This window comes from Vreelandella nanhaiensis, from assembly GCF_003990185.1.
Taxonomy (GTDB): domain Bacteria; phylum Pseudomonadota; class Gammaproteobacteria; order Pseudomonadales; family Halomonadaceae; genus Vreelandella; species Vreelandella nanhaiensis.
Window position 1 is genome coordinate 74,310 of sequence record NZ_RZHF01000029.1, and the last position, 18,718, is coordinate 93,027.

18 protein-coding genes are annotated in these 18,718 nt (G+C 53.9%); 7 read left to right on the plus strand and 11 right to left on the minus strand.

Annotated features, from left to right (window positions below; translation table 11 throughout):
- Together tatB and tatC are read left to right on the plus strand one after the other, a co-directional pair.
- On the plus strand, positions 1-471 hold the full coding sequence (gene tatB / locus ELY38_RS18365) for a Sec-independent protein translocase protein TatB (protein WP_127063606.1): 471 nt from the start codon (positions 1-3) through the stop codon (positions 469-471).
- A complete protein-coding gene (tatC, locus tag ELY38_RS18370) occupies positions 468-1,250 on the plus strand; it encodes a twin-arginine translocase subunit TatC (protein WP_127063607.1) in 783 nt (260 codons plus the stop codon). Before tatB ends, tatC begins: the two co-directional genes overlap by 4 nt.
- A gap of 123 nt (positions 1,251-1,373) precedes the next feature.
- On the opposite strand, the gene elbB is transcribed toward tatC, so the two are convergent.
- On the minus strand, positions 1,374-2,033 hold the full coding sequence (gene elbB / locus ELY38_RS18375) for an isoprenoid biosynthesis glyoxalase ElbB (protein WP_127063608.1): 660 nt from the start codon (positions 2,031-2,033) through the stop codon (positions 1,374-1,376).
- 166 nt (positions 2,034-2,199) lie between these two features.
- Between elbB and hemB the strand changes: the two genes are divergently transcribed.
- The 3 genes from hemB (at position 2,200) to ELY38_RS18390 (ending at position 6,775) form a co-directional block, all read left to right on the plus strand.
- Positions 2,200-3,213, plus strand: a complete 1,014-nt coding sequence (gene hemB / locus ELY38_RS18380) for a porphobilinogen synthase (protein WP_127063609.1) — start codon at positions 2,200-2,202, stop codon at positions 3,211-3,213.
- Positions 3,214-3,333: 120 nt separating this feature from the next.
- Positions 3,334-5,526 carry a polyphosphate kinase 1 gene (gene ppk1 / locus ELY38_RS18385; RefSeq protein WP_127063610.1) on the plus strand — a complete coding sequence of 731 codons (2,193 nt, stop codon included), beginning with the start codon at positions 3,334-3,336 and terminating at the stop codon, positions 5,524-5,526.
- A gap of 310 nt (positions 5,527-5,836) precedes the next feature.
- Positions 5,837-6,775 (plus strand): LysR family transcriptional regulator, encoded by a 939-nt coding sequence (locus tag ELY38_RS18390; RefSeq protein WP_127063611.1) that lies wholly within the window; start codon positions 5,837-5,839, stop codon positions 6,773-6,775.
- On the opposite strand, the gene ELY38_RS18395 is transcribed toward ELY38_RS18390, so the two are convergent.
- Together ELY38_RS18395 and ELY38_RS18400 are read right to left on the minus strand one after the other, a co-directional pair.
- A complete protein-coding gene (locus tag ELY38_RS18395; RefSeq protein ID WP_127063612.1) occupies positions 6,738-8,333 on the minus strand; it encodes an ATP-binding protein in 1,596 nt (531 codons plus the stop codon). The two genes, ELY38_RS18390 and ELY38_RS18395, sit on opposite strands and share 38 nt — an antisense overlap.
- 21 nt (positions 8,334-8,354) lie before the next feature.
- A complete protein-coding gene (locus tag ELY38_RS18400) occupies positions 8,355-9,113 on the minus strand; it encodes a winged helix-turn-helix domain-containing protein (protein WP_127063613.1) in 759 nt (252 codons plus the stop codon).
- A 225-nt stretch (positions 9,114-9,338) separates the two neighbouring features.
- Here ELY38_RS18400 and ELY38_RS19560 point away from each other — a divergent pair, with 225 nt between their 5' ends.
- Positions 9,339-9,473, plus strand: a complete 135-nt coding sequence (locus ELY38_RS19560; RefSeq protein WP_281274364.1) for a hypothetical protein — start codon at positions 9,339-9,341, stop codon at positions 9,471-9,473.
- Positions 9,474-9,544: 71 nt separating this feature from the next.
- On the opposite strand, the gene ELY38_RS18405 is transcribed toward ELY38_RS19560, so the two are convergent.
- From ELY38_RS18405 to ELY38_RS18420, 5 genes are all read right to left on the minus strand, one after another.
- Positions 9,545-9,724 carry a PLDc N-terminal domain-containing protein gene (locus ELY38_RS18405; protein ID WP_127063614.1) on the minus strand — a complete coding sequence of 60 codons (180 nt, stop codon included), beginning with the start codon at positions 9,722-9,724 and terminating at the stop codon, positions 9,545-9,547.
- Positions 9,725-9,796: 72 nt separating this feature from the next.
- Positions 9,797-10,306, minus strand: coding sequence for a retropepsin-like aspartic protease family protein (locus ELY38_RS18410; RefSeq protein WP_127063615.1), 510 nt, complete (start codon positions 10,304-10,306; stop codon positions 9,797-9,799).
- A gap of 23 nt (positions 10,307-10,329) precedes the next feature.
- Positions 10,330-11,676, minus strand: coding sequence for an MFS transporter (locus ELY38_RS18415; RefSeq protein WP_127063616.1), 1,347 nt, complete (start codon positions 11,674-11,676; stop codon positions 10,330-10,332).
- 137 nt (positions 11,677-11,813) lie between these two features.
- Positions 11,814-11,978, minus strand: coding sequence for a hypothetical protein (locus ELY38_RS19155; RefSeq protein ID WP_185859022.1), 165 nt, complete (start codon positions 11,976-11,978; stop codon positions 11,814-11,816).
- A gap of 43 nt (positions 11,979-12,021) precedes the next feature.
- Positions 12,022-13,647: a BCCT family transporter gene (locus ELY38_RS18420; RefSeq protein ID WP_127063617.1), complete on the minus strand. Its 1,626-nt coding sequence runs from the start codon at positions 13,645-13,647 to the stop codon at positions 12,022-12,024.
- A gap of 323 nt (positions 13,648-13,970) precedes the next feature.
- Here ELY38_RS18420 and ELY38_RS18425 point away from each other — a divergent pair, with 323 nt between their 5' ends.
- A complete protein-coding gene (locus ELY38_RS18425) occupies positions 13,971-14,327 on the plus strand; it encodes a hypothetical protein (RefSeq protein ID WP_127063618.1) in 357 nt (118 codons plus the stop codon).
- A 53-nt stretch (positions 14,328-14,380) separates the two neighbouring features.
- Here the strand turns inward: ELY38_RS18425 and ELY38_RS18430 are convergent, their stop codons facing one another.
- From ELY38_RS18430 to ELY38_RS18440, 3 genes are all read right to left on the minus strand, one after another.
- Complete coding sequence (locus ELY38_RS18430; protein ID WP_127063619.1) at positions 14,381-15,274, minus strand: AEC family transporter; 894 nt, start codon at positions 15,272-15,274, stop codon at positions 14,381-14,383.
- A gap of 83 nt (positions 15,275-15,357) precedes the next feature.
- Positions 15,358-18,315, minus strand: coding sequence for a bifunctional [glutamate--ammonia ligase]-adenylyl-L-tyrosine phosphorylase/[glutamate--ammonia-ligase] adenylyltransferase (gene glnE, locus ELY38_RS18435; RefSeq protein WP_127063620.1), 2,958 nt, complete (start codon positions 18,313-18,315; stop codon positions 15,358-15,360).
- Positions 18,316-18,341: 26 nt separating this feature from the next.
- On the minus strand, positions 18,342-18,713 hold the full coding sequence (locus ELY38_RS18440; protein ID WP_126951511.1) for a diacylglycerol kinase: 372 nt from the start codon (positions 18,711-18,713) through the stop codon (positions 18,342-18,344).
- Positions 18,714-18,718 lie beyond the last annotated feature (5 nt).

Consider the following 18,718-nt stretch of genomic DNA (forward strand, 5'->3'; position numbering starts at 1 on the left):
ATGCTGGATATCGGCTTTCTTGAACTGATGCTTATTGGTGTCGTGGGCCTTCTGGTGCTGGGCCCTGAGCGTCTTCCCCGGGCGGCGCGTACCACCGGCCTTTGGATTGGCAAGATCAAGCGTACGGTATCCGGCATGCAACGCGAGATCAGCGCTCAGCTTGAAGCGGAAGAGTTGCGCCAAACGCTCAAGGAACAGCAGAAGACGCTCAACGACAGCTTGAAAAAAGCCAAGCAGGACGTAGAGAGCATTGCCGAACCGACGCGCTCTTCTGGAGCGGCACCTACCTTCTCCCAAGCCAGGCAGGAAACCGCCGAACAGGAAACCCAACGACGCGTTGCCCATGCAAGCGCCCAGCTTGATGATGCGCTTCAGGAAGTAAACGACACGGCACCAGAGCCCGCTTCTGCCAAGCCTGTTGAGGCAGAATCTGTCAAGGTGACTTCTCAAAAGGATAGCAACTACCCATGAGTACTCCTGGTGACTCTCGGGGGCCCCAGAATGACCAACACCAGGCACCTTTGATTGAACATTTAATCGAGCTGCGTATGCGGCTTGTTCGTGCGGTGGTGGTGGTTCTAGTAGTTTTTCTTGGCCTCTACGCTTTTGCCAATGATATCTACAGCTTTGTGGCCGAGCCGTTAATGGCCCTGCTGCCACCCGGCTCACAGATGATTGCCACCGAAGTGGCCTCGCCGTTTCTAGCCCCGTTCAAGCTGACTCTGGTGGTTGCAGTCTTTATTGCGATCCCGTTCGTGCTTCACCAAGCATGGGCATTTATCGCCCCCGGGCTTTACGACAATGAAAAAGCGCTGGCGATACCCATTCTGGTTTCCAGCATCGCGCTTTTCTATGCAGGCGCGGCGTTTGCCTATTATGTGGTATTCCCACTGCTGTTTGCCTTTTTCACCCAGACAGGGCCTGAAAACGTCGCGGTAATGACCGATATCAACCAGTATTTAAACTTCGTGCTAAAGCTCTTTTTTGCCTTTGGCTTGGCGTTTGAAATACCTATCGCAACGTTTTTATTGATCCTGTCCGGTGCAACCAGCGTCGAGAGCCTTTCCAAAAAGCGGCCGTATATTTTTTTAGGCTGCTTTGTAGTGGGCATGCTGTTGACACCACCGGATGTAGTATCACAAAGCCTGCTCGCCCTGCCCATGTATCTGCTTTATGAGGTAGGCCTGCTATTTGGCCGCCTAGTGCGTAAAAAGCGCGAGGAAAGAGAAGCAGAAGAACAGGACTCTTAATCTTTACCCCTGTAAGGCGTTCTCTTCAAACTCTTTAAACCGCACACGATAAAAAGCCCCTGCTATCACGGATAACAGGGGCTTTTAGGTTTGGTGTGTTGGGCGTTATAGATTCAACACTTTCTAATCCATCATCTCAGCGATTCGATCCACCAGTTTGAAAATACCAGTGGCGGCGTCGCTGATCCGGGTCGCCAGCATATAAGCGGGGGTTGTCACGACACGGTGTTCAAGGTCCACCACAATATCATCCACTGCGCAGCTGCGGTGCAAGCCGCCCATAGCGCTGATCGCCCCTGCCACACTGGGGTCATGACCCACGGTGACAGCAATGCTATCGCCTAATAACCGGGGCACCAGCACCGGAGCAATGCACATCAAACCAATTGGCTTGGCGTCTTTCCAAAAACCTACCAGCGCATCTTTCAAAGCATCCAGCACCTGCATATTCTCGGTTTCAACGGCAAAGTCAGAAAGGTTTTTTGCCACACCGAAACCACCCGGCACAATGACCGCATCGAAGGCATCTGACTCTAGTTCGCTGAGCGGCTGGATATCGCCGCGGGCAAGGCGCGCCGACTCCTGCAACACATTACGAGACTCGCCTTCCACCGGCTCCTGAGTAAGGTGATTAACTACATGATACTGCTCGATGTCGGGCGCAAAGCAGCGGTAATTGATGCCTAACTGATCCAAACGCAGCAGCGTCAATGTAGTTTCATAAATTTCTGAACCATCAAAAACGCCACAACCTGCCAATACTACTGCCACCTGTTTGGTCATGCCTTTCTCCTTGTCCCTGGGTTGCCTATTGTTATCAGGCAAGCAACTGCTCACTTTAGTCAGTCTGGAAGAGAGCCACAAGACGGCTTTCGCCGCAAGACATGCCTGATATACTCAAGCCAAGCCTTTGGGCGCCCTCATTTTCGATTCACTTGGGAGAGAGACGTTGAGTACATTGAGTCCCCGCCAGTTTCCCGGTACGCGTATGCGACGCATGCGCCGCGACGATTTTTCCCGCCGCCTGATGCAGGAAGCCACGTTAACCCCCGCTGATCTAATTTTGCCGGTGTTTGTTCTTGAGGGAGAAAACCAGCGCGAAGCCATCCCCTCAATGCCGGGCGTTGAGCGTTTGTCGATTGACCTGCTTATTGAGCAGGCCAGGGAAGTTTACGCCCTGGGCATTCCTGCCCTGGCGCTGTTTCCGGTGGTCGGGCGCGAGCTGAAAAGCGAATTTGCTGAAGAAGCCTATAACGCAAACGGCCTCGTTCAGCGCAGCGTACGGGCACTCAAGGAAGCACTTCCTGAGCTGGGCATCATTACCGATGTAGCACTCGACCCTTACACCGTTCACGGCCAGGACGGCATTCTGGATGAGCACGGCTACGTTCAAAATGATCGCACGGTCGAAACGCTGCTGAAGCAGGCACTTTCTCATGCCGAAGCGGGTGCGGATGTACTTGCTCCATCAGACATGATGGATGGACGTATTGGTGCCATCCGCCAAGTGCTTGAACAGGAACTTTTGCATAACGTGCGAATCATGGCCTACAGTGCCAAGTACGCTTCCAAATACTATGGCCCGTTCCGGGATGCGGTCGGTTCGGCAGGCAACCTGGGCAAAGCAGATAAACGCACCTATCAGATGGACCCGGCCAATAGCGATGAAGCGCTACACGAAGTGGCCATGGATATCACCGAAGGGGCCGATATGGTGATGGTCAAACCCGGCATGCCCTATCTGGATGTTGTTCAGCGCGTCAAAACCGAGCTGAAAGTGCCCACCTTCGCCTACCAGGTAAGCGGCGAGTACGCCATGCATCGCGCCGCTTTTGATAACGGTTGGCTGGAAGCGGAGCCGGTCATTCTGGAATCGCTGATGTGCTTCAAACGGGCCGGGGCAGATGGCATTCTGACCTACTTTGCTCTTGAAGCCGCGCGTTTGCTGCAAAAACAGCAGTAGCTCATATGTCATTAAGATGACAGGTAGGTGACACTTATTTGTCATCTTTCTCCCCCATACTGCTTCAAGCGCTAGCGATCGCGTTATGCTAGTTAAAGCCATTACTGCGGGGGAGCAATTATGGACGAGCACGTTTCAACATCCACGACGCTATCATTAAGCGAATCACCTGGCGTCGAAGGTGATGGCCTGCCCTTGCGTATTAATCGTACGCTTAGCGGCGTACACGCCAGAGAGGCGTTGAACGAAACCGACCTCGACGACCCGCAGCTTTATTTCAACCGCGAACTTTCCCATCTTCAGTTTAATATTCGCGTACTGGAACAAGCGTTGGACGATGCTCATCCGTTGCTGAACCGCCTGATGTTTTTACTGATTTTCTCATCCAATATGGATGAGTTCTTCGAAATCCGCGTGGCAGGTTTAAAACATCAAATGGCACTGGGGGATGATACGACAGCCGCCGATGGCCGCCTGCCCAAGGCGGTGCTTGCCGAAATCTCAGAAATAGCCCATAAGCAGATCGCCCGCCAGTACCAGATCCTTAACGATACTCTGCTTCCTGCACTGGAGCATCAGGGGCTTCGCTTTCGCCGCCGCGACCAGTGGACCGATGAGCAGAAAGCCTGGGTGTATGAGCTGTTCAACAACGAAATTATGCCAGTCATCAGCCCGATCGGCCTTGACCCTTCGCACCCCTTTCCCCGTCTGGTTAACAAAAGTCTTAATTTTATTGTTGAGCTGGAAGGCAAAGATGCCTTTGGCCGAGCTGGCGGCATGGCGATACTCCCCGCACCGCGCTCGCTTCCCCGGTTAATGCCTCTGCCCAAAGAGCTGTGTGCCGAAGGGTTTTCTGAGTATGTTTTCCTGTCATCGATGATTCACGCCCATGCCGAGGAGTTGTTTCCTGGCATGCGCGTGCGTGGCTGCTATCAGTTCCGGCTAACCCGTAATGCGGACATGACCGTGGACCCAGAAGAGGTTTCGGACCTGGCCTCTGCGTTACGCGGCGAACTCCTCGCCCGCCGCTACGGCCGCGGCGTACGCCTGGAGGTTGCCGATAACTGCCCAGATGACCTGATCAACTTCTTGCTGCGCCAGTTTGAATTGGATGCAGAGGATCTATACCGCGTTCAGGGGCCGGTTAATTTAACCCGCATGATGTCAGTGTTAGGTGATGTTGACCGCCCTGAGCTAGTGTATCGCCCCTACACGCCGAGCCTGCCCAAGGCGCTGAAAAGCGGCAGCCTGTTTGATGCTATTGCCAAAAACGACATACTCCTGCACCACCCGTTCCAGTCATTCTCGCCCATCGAGGAGCTGCTGCGCGAAGCCGCCCGCGACCCCGATGTGCTGGCCATCAAGCAGACGCTTTATCGCACAGGGGCCGACTCGTCTATTGTCAGCGCGCTGGTGGATGCCGCAAGCCAGGGCAAGGAAGTGACCGTGGTGATCGAGCTGCGCGCCCGTTTTGATGAAGCGGACAACCTGCAGCTTGCCTCACGTTTGCAGGAAGCCGGCGCCATCGTCATTTATGGTGTGATGGCGTACAAGACGCATGCCAAGATGCTGCATATCGTTCGGCGCGAGAAGGGGGAGCTGCGCCATTATGCCCACCTTGGCACAGGAAACTACCACGCCAAGACGGCCAAGCTTTACACCGATTATAGCCTTCTGACGGCCAATAAAGCGCTTTGCGCCGATGTACACAAGGTCTTTCAGCAGCTTTCCGGTATGGGCCGGGCACGCAAGATTGATACGCTGCTGCACGCCCCGTTTACCCTTCACGAACGCTTGGTGGAAATGATTGATCGTGAAGCCCAGCTGGCCCTCAAGGGCAAGCGCGGGCATATCATCATCAAATGCAACTCGTTGACTGAACCCAAGCTGATCAAAGCGCTTTATCGCGCTTCGCAGGCGGGCGTTGAGTGTGATTTGATCATTCGCGGCATGTGCTGCTTGAAGCCCAGCCTACCCGGCATTTCTGAAAATATCCGCGTGCGCTCGATCATCGGCCGGTTTCTGGAGCACACCCGGGTCTTTCATTTTCATAATGACGGCAAGTCAGAAACATGGTGCTCAAGCGCCGACTTCATGTCGCGCAATATGTTCCATCGGGTCGAGACCTGCTTTCCGCTGCTGGATAAAAAGCTCGCCACCCGGGTACGTAAGGATCTGGAAACGTATCTGGTCGATAACTGCCAGAGCTGGCTATTGCAAAGTGATGGCAGCTACCGTTCGCAAGACCCCGGCAATGGTGACGCTATAAGCGCTCAGGAAACGCTGCTTTACGCCTACGCTACCAAAAGTTAGCCATGACGTTAACGCCAAAGGCCGGAAATTACCGGCTTTTGGCATGCATTTAGATGTGGTCAGCCTCTATAACGAGGCATCGTTCAAACTAGACGAAAAAGCCTACCAACAAGCTCTTTTCAGTACCTTCCTTTTCAGAAAGCTTCAGTAATTGTTTAAATTCACATGAACATTAAATACGCACACAGCTAAGCGTATGAGAAAATGTCACGATAAAACCGTTTTATGTGAATAATTTCACATAGCCAGCCTAACCCGATACCATTAACTGATCTAATTTTTATTGTCAGCAAGGTGAATCAAGCTCAACATGATCGAATTACGCCATTTACGTACGCTACTTGCCCTGCGTGAGACGGGGTCGCTGGTGGAGGCGGCCGAACGGGTTCACCTTACCCAGTCGGCGCTTTCTCATCAGTTAAAGGATCTGGAGAGCCGGGTTAATAGCGCGCTGTTTGTGCGTAAAACGCGTCCGGTTGAATTTACCCGCGCCGGCTTGCGGCTATTGACACTGGCCGATCAGATTCTGCCAGAAGTGCGCAAGGCCGAGCGCGATGTGGCGCGCCTGGCAGGTACCGAGCAGGGCCGCCTGCATATGGCTATTGAGTGTCATAGTTGCTTTCAGTGGTTGATGCCGACAGTAGACTACTTTCGCGACCACTGGCCTGAAGTGGAAATTGATATTCCCAGCGGTCACCACTTCGACCCATTGCCAGCATTGGCCCGTGAACAACTTGACCTGGTGATTACCGCCGACCCTCAGCCGCTTGAAGGCGTGCACTATGCGCCGCTATTTCGCTACGAAGGGCTTCTAGCCGTGGCAAAACAGCACCCCTACGCTGGGCAAGGCTTCGTGGAGCCGCAGGCACTGGCGGACCAGACGCTGATTACCTACCCCGTTGAGCAGTCTCGTCTGGATGTTTTCACCCAGTTCCTGGCCCCGGCTAACGTGCGCCCCCAGGAGATCCGTACGGCGGAACTCACCATCATGATGATGCAGCTGGTTGCCAGCGGACGTGGTGTCTGCGCGCTGCCCAACTGGGCGCTAACGGAATACCTGGAACGGGATTACGTCAGCGTCGTAAAACTGGGGGAAAGTGGCATCTGGAGCACGCTTTACGCCGCCGTTCGGGAAGAGACCTTGGAAGCCCCCTGGATGCAGGATTTTTTATGCACCGCCCAAGAGACCTCGTTCGCCGTTCTGTCAGGAATCAAGCCAGCGGCTCACGACGAGGAATCAGCAGCGTAAAGCGGGCGCCTCCTAGGGTTGGGCTGGCATCCACCGTGACACTGCCCCCATGGCCCGCCATAATTTTCTGGACAATGGACAACCCCAAGCCGTAGCCGCCCAGGCTACGCGCTCGGCTGTCATCCAGGCGGGTAAACGGCTTGAATATATCCACCCGGGCCTCAAACGGGATACCCGGACCATCATCTTCAACATCGATACGCACCAGATGATCTTCACTCCAAAGCCGAATTGTGATGTGCTTTTTACCATAGCGGCAGGCGTTGCCTACCAGGTTCTGTAGCGCCCGCTGCAAGTAGCGCGGCTCGGCTAGAAGCTCGATTTCCGGGCCTTCAGCAAGCGATAGGGTAAGCTCCTTGTGCAGAGGAGCCAGCGTATCGATCACCCGTTCGGCCATGGCCCGGCAGTCCACCAGCGCCATTTCAAGCTCGGCGCCGTTAACCGTTTCGCCACCCAGCCGGGCATAGGTAAGAATTTCATCCACCAGCTCATCAAGCTCGGCAATATCGGCATCAATACCCTGCAGTTGGCGCCGAATAGCCGGCTGGTCGGTCATGTCCTCTACCATCTGAACGGCAAAACGGATTCGTGCCACGGGGGTGCGCAGCTCATGAGAAACAGCACGAATCATCTCCTGCTGACCGCGTAGTAGTGTTTGCACCTGACTTGCCATGCCGTTGAAGGCCATTCCCAGGCGGCCCAGAAAGTCATCACTCTCTACCTTGACGCGCGTTTCAAGCCTGCCACTGGCGATCCGGGTGGCCGCCAGTTCCAGGCGCGCCATACGCGTTTCAATACGGCGCATGATCAGATAGATAATTAAGCACAGCACCACCATGCCCCCGATCAGCAGTGGCAGCTGCAGGTTCATGGGTAGTCTATCGCCATGGGCGACAGGCCCAGCCATTATCCAGGCCTCTTCATTGGGCACTTGATAAAGAAGACTAATCGCCAACTTCTCGGAGGTAAGCAGGGTTAATACATTCCCCAGGGCCAGCTGGCCTTGCTGCTGATTTGTTAAATTATCAGGCAGAGTCGTTAGCAGTAACAGCGGCCAACTGCCGGAGCGCAACGCAGCCAGAGAGGCTTCACGCTCTTCGCTTGGCAACGTTGCCAGCCACTCCCCTAATAGGACGATACTGCCCTGCCACTGGCGCTCACTCCAGACGGGCAGGGTTGCCTCCAGCAGCCACTGGCTGTCCGGCAGCCGCTGACGAAGACGCCATGGCTCTTCAGCAACAAGCACGCTGCCGCGCTCAATCCGCTTGGCGGCAAAGTAGCCAAGCTTCACCTCGCTAATGCGCCGTAGAGTTAAGTGCATCCCCAGGCGCTCGGCAAAGTGATTAATCAGCCATTCCCGCTCGTTCTCGGCGGCGTCGGCCAGTTGACGCGTCATCAATGACATGGGTAGCGCTGCAAGCTGCTCGCGATGATCCTCACGGCGCACCTGTTCAATAATCGAGCGGCCGCCCAGCGCGATCAGCAGTACGATGCACAACGCCAGGCCTAAGAGTAGATAGAATTTTAAAAACGAGCTGTGGCTAAGCGGCCGCTGCATGATACCTGCCCCTTGCGTTCATTAGCTGTCTTTCACAAAAAGATAGCCTTTACTGCGAACGGTTTTAATCCGGTGAGGCTGGTTGGGGTCGTCACCAACCTTGGGCCGAATGCGTGATACCCGCACATCAATTGAACGATCCTGACCGTCGTATTTGATACCGCGCAGTTCGTTGAAAATCTCTTCACGGGTGAGTACCCGGCCTGCATTACGTGCCAATAGCCACAGCAAGTCGAACTCGGCACTGGTTAGGTCGATACGCTCGCCTTCAAGCCACGCTTCACGGGTCGCATTGTCAATTTCCAGATTATCAAACCGCAGCCGCATTTCCCCATTGGGAGCAGGACCGTCAGCACGGCGCAGCAAAGCCCGCATGCGAGCCAGCAATACGCGAGGCTGAACGGGCTTTGGCACATAATCATCTGCGCCCATCTCCAGGCCAAGTACTTGGTCCAGATCATCTGTGCGCGCGGTCATCATCATGATGGGACCGGCAAAGTTGGGACGCACCCGGCGGCAGATCGACAGACCATCTTCACCTGGGAGCATCAAATCAAGAATAACCAGATCCGGCTGTAGGGTAAGAATGCGATCCGCTCCTTTTGCGCCATCAGCCTCAAGAGTAACTTGAAAACCATTAGCCTCCAGGTAGTCGCGCGTGAGCTCTGCCAAGCGCTGATCATCTTCAATAATCAGTATGTGGTCCTGATCAGGATAATCGGGCATTACTGTTTCTTGTGAGCCAAGCGCCTGAAACCGTTCTTCCAAGTGATTTACCATCTTACCTCTCACTCTGCTTAGGTAGTTTATTATCCATCCAGCTACCTGTTATAAAAAAGCAGTTTATCACCTGTTAACAGAATATCTTAAAATCTATAAATATCTGACTTTATTGCTGCCTGCCTTCCCTTTCAAAATCACTCACTACTTGCCTCTTGATTCTTATAACGGCGAGGTCTAATGTGAAGACGCAGACTGTCGACAATCTGACAGAAGGATTGAACCATGGGAAATAGCAAGGCGAAAAGTATCATCAAACGCATTTATGTTCCTACCCAGGTACGCGATTTGCCTAATGGGGAAAAACTTAAGATTCCGGGGCATTATAAAGCGCCACCTGATCAAGGAAATAACGCGTAACGGTACATCCTAAGGGAAAAGGCAGGCGCAAGGCCTGCCTTTTTTCAATCCATCTTTGAACGTAACGGGGCCTACCCCTTGGGCCCTAATAGTAGCCAGGCGATCAAACCTACAAGAGGGAAGAACAGCAGCGCAAGTATCCACAACAATTTGGCGACGCCGCCTGCCGAGCTTTTAACTACCTTAACAATGGCCCAAACCAGAATGATGAGCCAGATAAGCCCTAACAATCCACCTACTTCAATACCCATAGCAGTTCCTTAGCGTGTTGGTATCCATGAGCTTCAAGCTAAGCACATCGCTGTCGTGTTCACAAGCACCAGCTATGGGTCGGGCAGGCTTAATATCATTTCGCCGCTATGTATTTTAATGTTTAACAAATGCAAAAAGCTCATCCCTAACAACACTGTATTGTCATCCATGCCTGGGCTAATAGAACCCTGCACGTTATTTACCCTTATGCCGCCCAGCGTCACTTCATCAAGCTCAGTAAGATTACCCTGTACACGCCCATTGGCTGTATTGAACCAGGCACTTCGCCCCCGCTTGAGACCTAGCTGCGCGGCTAGCTGGTCAGATACGGCCACATAGGTGGCACCGGTATCTAGCAAAAACGTAACCGGCTCGCCGTTAATTTCTCCTGGCGCCTGAAAGTGCCCTGAGCGGTTACGTTTAAGTGTTACGGGACCGCCGTCAGACGCTGTTTGCACAATATGAGCATTAGGGCTTAGGATTTTCTCCATCCCTCCATCCAGCCACCACGTCCCCAGCCCAATGAGCAGTACCCAGAAGAGCATCATCATCACGATGCCGCCACGCTGCGCTGAATTCATTTTTGTGCTCCCCGTTTTGATGTTTAAGCGTTTTTCCAAACAATCGCGGCCTCACGGCCACGGCGCTCGTTAACGTTTGCACAAATAAGCATGGCAATCACAAATAGTCCTACACATAAGAGAATAGACGCCTGCAAGCCAATCATCGCCTGCAGCACGCCCAGCATCACGATACCCAGCACGCCCGCCAGCTTGTTGGCCAAACCCCAGAAGCCAAAAAACTCAGCGGATTTCTCAAGCGGTGAAAATAATCCTACAAGCGCACGACTTGCCGACTGGCTGGAACCTAGGCTAAGTCCCGCCAAGCAACCAACCACCAGAAAGACGTGCTGAGCTTGCCACTGCCAACCAAAACGCGTATTTGCCAAGGCCGCTATTTCCGGGGTTGCCCAGATGGCAATAATCGCCACTACCCACAGGGCAAGGGTCATCTGGTAGGTACGCTTGGCCCCTAAGCGGTCCTGGAGCCAGCCGAACCCCAGCGCCCCCGCCGCCGCAGTGACCTGAACGATAATAAACATTATGTTGCGGACACTTTCATCCCAGCCAATCACCTGAGCGCCATAAATAAACGCGAACGCAATAATGATGTACACACCGGCCATGGAAAATAACAGGGAGATCAGAAACACCGTGAGGTCTCTGAAATAACGCAGTTCGTGCATGGTCGACTGCACGCGCTGACGGGCAATACGCCAGTACGCCACGCCGGTGGGCTGTGGCGTGCCACGTTCTTTAAGCCATAAAAAGGTCGGGATGGCCGTAATCAGGAAAAAACCCGCCGCAAAAGGCCCTACCCAGCGTATACGCTCAAAGTTCTCCTCAGTAGCCTCACCTAGCGCCACAAGCGTAAAGCCCGCGGCGAACAGCCCTCCGATATAACCAAGTGACCAGCCGAACCCGGAAATCTTGCCAAGCTTATCCGGCGGGCCAAGCTCAGGTAGAAAAGCGGCGATAAAAGATTCGCCCATGGAATAGGCATAGTTGGAGATGATAATCAATATTAGCCCCATAACGACGTAGCCGGGGGCGACAAAATAGAGCATTGCGGTAGTGGCAACCGTGGCTAGATAACTCACCAGTAAAAAGCGCTTTTTTTCGGCCCGGTAGTCCATCACAGCGCCGCACAGAGGTGCGGTTATCACTACCATCAGGTAGCTGATAGCCAAAGCCAGGCTCCATAAGAAATTGGCCAGACGAAACCCATCGCCACGATCACCTACAATCACAGTGGTAAACAGCTCACCAAAGACCACCGTAATAATCAGTAGGGTATAGGCTTGGTTGGCAAAGTCGAACATGGCCCAACCGAAGATTTCGCGTCGCGAAGCGTAGGAAGGAGCAGCCTTTGCAGCGTCATTTAACAACATGCGGGTCTCTCTTGTAGGGACAGCAAACAGGGACTACAAACCTGACCATTAGCGATCAATAGTGATAGTAAGAATATGGCTAAAGCAAACGCCCGGCCTATAGCCGGGCGTTTTAACTAGCGTTACAACAGGTTGGCCTACAAAAGCCAATGTGCCAAAACAGCCGATAGACCCACTACCAATGCGGTGACGACGGCGACCGTCACCACCCGATCAAGCCAGCGGTCTAGCCAACGGTCAAATGTGGCTCCCTTGGGTTGACGTCGTGTCGCACCGTGACGCCCCTGCCGAGCCATCAGCATCCCCACTCCATGTGTCCGCTCCTGAAGGCCTGATTAATCCCATTTAGCTATTAATGCGCCGATTGATGATATTTGGCGCACGACGCAAACGCTCCTCTTCGCCCATCTGTTCGGCCTCAAAAGCATCGGCCCCAACAGGCGTTTCGCCATGTCGACGATAAAGCTGAGTCAGCATCGCCTTGCGGTCGGCACGCAACTCACGTACCAGCACTATTACCATCATATACAGAATGAAGGTAAACGGTAGTGCCGAAAGCACCGCTGCTGACTGAAGCCCTGAAAGACCGCCAGCGACAATCAGCGTCAGACAGATAGCTGCAATCAGCACGCCCCAGATGATGCGTTTATAGAGAGGTGGGTTGATCGAGCCATTATCGGTCATCTGCGCCACAATATACGAGGCGGAATCAGCCGATGTCACCAGAAAGATAAAGATCAATATCATGGCAACTACAGAAAGCACGCCGGAAAACGGCATTAGCTCAAACATTTCAAACAGAGCGACCGTAATATTGTCTTGGGTAGCCGCTGCCAGGCCAACGTTATCACCGTTAAGTTCCATATTCAGCGCCGCGCCGCCAAACACGCCAATCCACAGGCAAGCCAACAGCGGCGGCACCAGCAGTACGCCAAACACATACTCCTTGATCGTACGTCCCCGCGACACCCGCGCCACAAACGTCCCCACAAACGGCGACCAGGCAATGACCCAGGCCCAGTAGAAGATCGTCCAGCTGCTGGCCCACTCATTATCACTATAGGGAGAAATTCGCAGGCTCATGCCGATAAAGTTTTGCAGGTAATCACCGATCCCCAAGGTAATGGTTTCAAGTATCGCGATCGTCGGTCCGGTTACCAGCACATAAAGCATCAGCCCGATGCAGAGCGCCATATTCAAGTTGGAAAGACGCTTGATGCCTTTATCCAGTCCCGACCAGGTTGATAGCATATAAGCGCAGAACATCACCAAAAGAATGATGAATTGCCAAAACCCGTTTTCAGGCAGGCCGAAAACGGCATTCAACCCGCCATTCATCTGCAGCACGCCCAGCCCCAAAGAGGTTGCCACGCCCATGACAGTCGCGACAACGGCGAACACATCAAGCCACGAGGCATAAGGACGAATACGGGGATTTTTGGCAGTAACCGATGAGAGCACCGATGAGACCAGGCCCGCCTGGCCTTTGCGAAACTGGAAGTAAGCAATGATAAGTCCCACTACCGAAAACGCCGCCCACTGGTGAATGCCCCAGTTAAAATAACTGTACTGAATGGCGTAACGTGCAGCCGCTTCCGTTTCTGCTGTTACATCACCGTAAGGCGGTTCAATATAGTGGGTCATAGGCTCTGCCATGCCATAAAACACTAGCCCGACGCCAAACCCTGCCGCCAACAGCATGCTGACCCAGGAAAAGAAGCTGTAGTTAGGTGTGCTGTCCTGTGGCCCTAGGCGTACCTTTCCATATTTGCTGCACGCCAGGCCAAACAGAAACACGACAAAGCCAAAGACCGAGAACAGATAAAACCAGCCAAACAGTCGTGTCACGGTTTCCAGTGCCGCCTCGGCAGCATTGCCGAAACCCTCTGGAAAGGCGGCTCCTACCACCACCAAGCTAAAAATGACCACAGTCGATGCAATAAAAACCGACTTTCCTCCATGATTTGTCATATAACCACCCTGTTAGATGAGCACTTGATCGGAAACGACACATAAACTTTTATAACCCTAGCCCTTCATCAATATTTATGTACAGTTTTCGTTATTTTGAGGGTGTATTGCGTCTTTAAATCGTTCGTCTACTACTAGTTATCGTCCTCTGACCTAATCCGAGTTTTATAAAATGCTTTCTTGATACCCATGCTGCTGTTCAGCCTAAGAGTTCAAACAAGATCCTTCCCCTACCGGCTACCTAAGCAAGATACGCGCCAGCTTGCAGTGAACTTGCCCGGTCAACTGTGTTCCAATGGGGGCAAACGATGATGGAGGCTTTTATGCCACAGATGAATCGCGACCAACGTAATGCTGCTTGGCAGGCTGCTCACCAATGGCGTACCCGTGCCGCACAAACGCAACCCAGCGGACTGATGGGCAGCCTGAAGCTTTTGCTAACATGGCTGGCGTTTGGTGCATTGATGGTGGTTGGTGTTGTGCTTGGCTTGGTATTTCTCTTAATTGGCTGGGCGATGATGCCTTTTGTACGCCACAAGATGAAAAAGCGCATGGAACAAATGCGGGCCGATCAAGCCCAGGATATTGGCGGGGGTTATGCTCATACCCAACGGCGTTCAGGCTATCAGGACGCGCTAGAAGGTAGTTATGAAGTCAAGCAGGAAGCACCCCACCGCTAACGGCTGATGAATTGAAGTAGCGTGTTTTCCCGATCCGACTCCTTGCGCCACTTTCAAAGCGGCGCATACACCCATGCAAAGGTAGCCGCCAGTGTCAGCGGCATTACGATCAGGCTACCCAGGTTTCCAATCAATACCAGTGACGCCACTTTCTGAGGGGCCAGCTTGAACTGCTCGGCAACCAAGTAGTTAAGTACGGCAGGTGGCAGCGCGGAAAAGACCAGCAGCGCCGCCAACTGCAGCGGCTCCAGCGGCAATAACCACATCAGTGGCAGGGCAATCAGCAATCCTGAAAGCGGGCAAAGTAGCGCGCCTAACAGGCCCGTGCGCCAATCACTCAAGTCCACCTCAAGTAACCTGACGCCTAAGGCAAACAGCATCAGCGGAATACTTACGCCACCCAGCATATGCATGGCCTCAAGCAGCCAGACAGGCAGCTTCATCCCGCTCGTATTGACTAAAAGCCCCGCCCCACTCGCAGCCACAATGGGCATACGCAGAATATGCCACATGGAGGTACGCGGGTTTATCATGTACAGCCCTACTGAGAAATGCAGCATCATTTCCACAATAAAGACCACCACAGCAGCAGGAAGCGCGGCTTCGCCAAACGCCAACACCAGTAGAGGTACGCCCATATTGCCCGTGTTGTTAAACATCATGGGCGGCAGGAAAGTTTTTATATCCAGCTTCAGCCAGGCCACCAGCGGCCATAATACAAACCCTGACCCCAACACCACGGCGGCGGCGCCAAACGCCAGCCATGCGTAGTCGGTAAGCGGCGCCTGTCGATCTGCCAGCACGGCAAACACCAGTAAAGGAACAAACAGCTCCATATTCAGTGTATTAAGGCTTTTAATATCGGGCTTACGAAAACGTCCATAGAGCGAGCCGCTACCCGCAATCAGGAAAACCGGCAGCAGCGTGGCCAGAATATGCGCGATCATCGACCCCGCCCAGATTTACGTTGATACATTTCTCATCCTCTTATTGTTATGTTCTTCCCCGTACTGGCAATGGGTTAACGCGTTTATCCAGGTTCCAGAAAGCGCTGCCAAAGAGCCCCCACCGCCCCACGATGCACTTTGAAATCCTCGGCCTTGCCAACGGCTTTTTCACCGGTCAGAGCCGCGCGATGGGTTCGGCTGCGATAAGCCAGATAGGCCTCTTTCAGCTGCTCGGCTTCACCTGAAGGTAAGTGCCCACTTTCGGCCAGAGTATCTAAAATGCGCATGTTGTCGCTGTAAACCAGCAGCTCAGGCGTTTGGTGAGCAAGCGCTAACACCGCGTATTGACACAAAAACTCAATATCGACCATGCCGCCGGCATCATGCTTCAGATTAAAATCATTGCCGGGCTCCTTGCTGCCCAGGTGGTCGCGCATCTTGTGGCGCATCTTTACGACATCTTCGCGCAAGGTGTGAATATCGCGCTTACGACTGAGGATATCGCCGCGAATTTGATCAAACCGCTTGGCCAGTGTTCCACTTCCGGCCACCACCCGTGCGCGCACCAGCGCTTGGTGCTCCCAGGTCCAGGCGTTTTGCTGCTGGTAGTCGGCGAAGGCATCCAGTGAGGTTACCAACAACCCTGCATTACCCGAAGGGCGCAGGCGCATGTCAACCTCAAACAGGTTGCCCGCAGGGGTGACGGCGGTTAATAGATGAATAATCCGCTGCCCCAGGCGGGTGAAAAATAGTGGCGTATCAATCGGGCGCGGGCCGCCGGTGGTACCTTTACCATCGCTATCATGAAGAAACACCAGATCCAGGTCAGAACCATAACCAAGCTCAATGCCCCCCAGCTTGCCGTAGCCGATGACCAGAAAGGCTGGCTCGTGTTCGTTCAGGCCTTGAGGAACGCCATGCTTACGGGTTACGTGCTTCCAGGCCATGGCGAGCACGGCATCCAGTATCACTTCGGCGATGTAGGTTAAGTAATCACTTACTTTCATCAAATGACGCGTACCGGCTACATCTGAAGCGGCAACGTGGAGCATTTGTGCATGTTTGAAAACGCGTAGTGCCTCTAGCTGGGCTTCTTCATCATCTTCAGGTAACCGATTGAGCGTCTGGCGCAACTCATCTGCCAGGCGTGCCTTGTCAGCAGGGGTATAAAGTGTTTCAGGCGTTAGCAGCTCGTCCAGCAAAATGGGGTAACGTGCCAGCTGCTCGGCAATCCAAGGGCTGGCGACACATAAGCGCATCAAGTGTTCTAGCGCCTGGGGATTTTCGCGCAGCAGCGCAAGGTAGGCCGTACGCCGCAGCACGGCCTCAATAAGTGGCTGTACTCGGGCAAGTGCGGTATCCGGCTGCTCGTTTTCAGCCACTGCAGCCAGCAGTAAGGGCATCAACGCATCCAAGCGATCAAAACCGATTCGTTGCATGCCTTGCACTTGGCGCGATTGATACAGGCTTTGTAGACGCTTTAGTATTTTATCAGGTTCGGCAAACCCCGCATCACGTAAGTAAGTAATTGCTTCGTCCTGCTCAAGCTCGTTGCGCCAGATTAACCGCCACCGAGCAGGTGCAAGACGGCTTTCGTTATTGGCTTCCTCGGCATCTTCTTCGGGGTCAGCAATCACCGCATCAAAGTGACAGCGCACGCGCTCGCGCACCTTATCAAGCTGCTCAAGCAGCGCTATCCAATCTATGTACCCCATGGCAAAGGCAACGCGCGCCTGATCGATCTCATCAACGGGCAGCATTTGCGTCTGGCGATCCTCAAGAGCCTGAATGACGTGCTCGATATCACGCAAGAAGGCGTAATCAGGCAACAACTCATCGACCACCCCTTGGGGTAGCAGCCCCAGCTCTGGCAGACGTTTCAGTGCCGTTTGCAACGACGTGACCTGCAGTTCGGTATCGCGGCCACCACGGATCAGCTGAAAGGCCTGAACCACGAACTCCACTTCACGAATCCCGCCAGAGCCAAGCTTGATGTTGCTCTGCATACCCTTGCGCTTCACTTCGCGATTGATCATGGCCTTCAATTCACGCAGCGACTCTATAGCGCCAAAATCCAGATAGCGGCGATACACAAAGGGCCTGAGGCTGGCCAGAAGCTCCAAGCCTGCCTCAATATCTCCAGCTACCGGACGCGCCTTGAGCATGGCGTAGCGCTCCCACTCGCGCCCCTGATCCTGGTAGTAACTCGAGAGCATCGAGAAACTGCCCACCAGCGGGCCGCCATCACCCAGCGGGCGCAGGCGCATATCCACTCGAAACACAAAGCCATCGGCACTCATCGCATCGAGTGCGGCAATCAGCTTCTGGCCAAGCTTGGTGAAGTACTCCTGATGCTCCAGAGGCTTGCGCCCACCCTGGGTTTCGCCCTTCTCGGGAAAGGCAAAAATCAAATCAATATCGGAGGAAAGGTTAAGTTCGCCTGCTCCCAGTTTGCCCATGCCAAGCACGACCAGCCGCTGCGGCGAACCGTCGGCACGTGCGGCGGGTAGTCCCCACCGCGCGGCGTAGAACTGCTCAAGCCAGCCAAGTGCGGCCTCAAGGCATAGCTCGGCGAGTTGGGAAACCGCCTGCGCGGTATGCCACATGGTATGGCCTGGCGGGCGGTTTAAATCGCGCCACACAATACCCAGCATTCGCGCCCGCCGAAAACGGCGTAGGACACGATGCATAGCTGCGTCATCCTCAGCGCTTTCCAGTGCGGCATGCAGCCGCTGTTGCAGCTCACTGTAGACGGGCATGGCATCAAGCTCGCCGGTGGCCTTAAGCTCGGCAAGCCACAAGGGGTAGCGCACCAGCGTATCCGTGGCAAAGGTAGATACCGCCAGCACCCTGGTCAGCGCTTTACGGCGCGGTTCGGTTAGCTCCTCCCACTGCCGGGAAGGCAGCGGCTGCTTGGTCATTGAGGCTACATTGTCAGCCTGGCTAAGCGCATCGTTTAACCGCTGACCTGCCTTTTGCACTACATCTTTCAACGCTTCAGGCACGGTGTGTACGGATAAAAAACTATCGTTTAGTTGCATAACCACCTCATTGCCAATCGAAAACGCTAGCCGAAGAATTTTTCCCAGCCCAGCAGGCCCCAGGTAAGCCCGGCCATAATCAGTGACAGCATAACTGCCGCCGAGCCAATATCCTTGGCGCGGCCGGAAAGCACGTGATGCTCGGTGCCAATACGGTCAACGACATTCTCGATCGCGCTATTTAAAAGCTCGACGATCAGAACGAAAAACAGGCTGCCCACCAGCATCAACCAACTGATTGAATCGTTGCTGAGCCACCAGGCAAATGGCAGCAACACGGCAGCAATACCCACTTCCTGACGAAAAGCCGTCTCATTTCGAAACGCGGCCTTTAATCCCTTCCAGGAATAACGCGTTGAGTGCATCAAATGGAGTAAACCGGTATGCCCTGGTTTCATGCAGC

Coding starts and splice junctions, on each gene's coding strand:
- ELY38_RS18400 (WP_127063613.1), bottom strand. CDS start 9,113: ATGGTAAATCACTTGGAAGAACGGTTTCAGGCGCTTGGCTCACAAGAA.
- ELY38_RS18420 (WP_127063617.1), bottom strand. CDS start 13,647: ATGACAAATCATGGAGGAAAGTCGGTTTTTATTGCATCGACTGTGGTC.
- tatC (WP_127063607.1), top strand. CDS start 468: ATGAGTACTCCTGGTGACTCTCGGGGGCCCCAGAATGACCAACACCAG.
- ELY38_RS18410 (WP_127063615.1), bottom strand. CDS start 10,306: ATGAATTCAGCGCAGCGTGGCGGCATCGTGATGATGATGCTCTTCTGG.
- ELY38_RS19560 (WP_281274364.1), top strand. CDS start 9,339: ATGGGAAATAGCAAGGCGAAAAGTATCATCAAACGCATTTATGTTCCT.
- ELY38_RS18405 (WP_127063614.1), bottom strand. CDS start 9,724: ATGGGTATTGAAGTAGGTGGATTGTTAGGGCTTATCTGGCTCATCATT.
- ELY38_RS19155 (WP_185859022.1), bottom strand. CDS start 11,978: ATGCTGATGGCTCGGCAGGGGCGTCACGGTGCGACACGACGTCAACCC.
- tatB (WP_127063606.1), top strand. CDS start 1: ATGCTGGATATCGGCTTTCTTGAACTGATGCTTATTGGTGTCGTGGGC.
- ELY38_RS18425 (WP_127063618.1), top strand. CDS start 13,971: ATGCCACAGATGAATCGCGACCAACGTAATGCTGCTTGGCAGGCTGCT.
- ppk1 (WP_127063610.1), top strand. CDS start 3,334: ATGGACGAGCACGTTTCAACATCCACGACGCTATCATTAAGCGAATCA.
- ELY38_RS18395 (WP_127063612.1), bottom strand. CDS start 8,333: ATGCAGCGGCCGCTTAGCCACAGCTCGTTTTTAAAATTCTATCTACTC.
- ELY38_RS18440 (WP_126951511.1), bottom strand. CDS start 18,713: ATGAAACCAGGGCATACCGGTTTACTCCATTTGATGCACTCAACGCGT.
- glnE (WP_127063620.1), bottom strand. CDS start 18,315: ATGCAACTAAACGATAGTTTTTTATCCGTACACACCGTGCCTGAAGCG.
- ELY38_RS18430 (WP_127063619.1), bottom strand. CDS start 15,274: ATGATCGCGCATATTCTGGCCACGCTGCTGCCGGTTTTCCTGATTGCG.
- elbB (WP_127063608.1), bottom strand. CDS start 2,033: ATGACCAAACAGGTGGCAGTAGTATTGGCAGGTTGTGGCGTTTTTGAT.
- ELY38_RS18415 (WP_127063616.1), bottom strand. CDS start 11,676: ATGTTGTTAAATGACGCTGCAAAGGCTGCTCCTTCCTACGCTTCGCGA.
- ELY38_RS18390 (WP_127063611.1), top strand. CDS start 5,837: ATGATCGAATTACGCCATTTACGTACGCTACTTGCCCTGCGTGAGACG.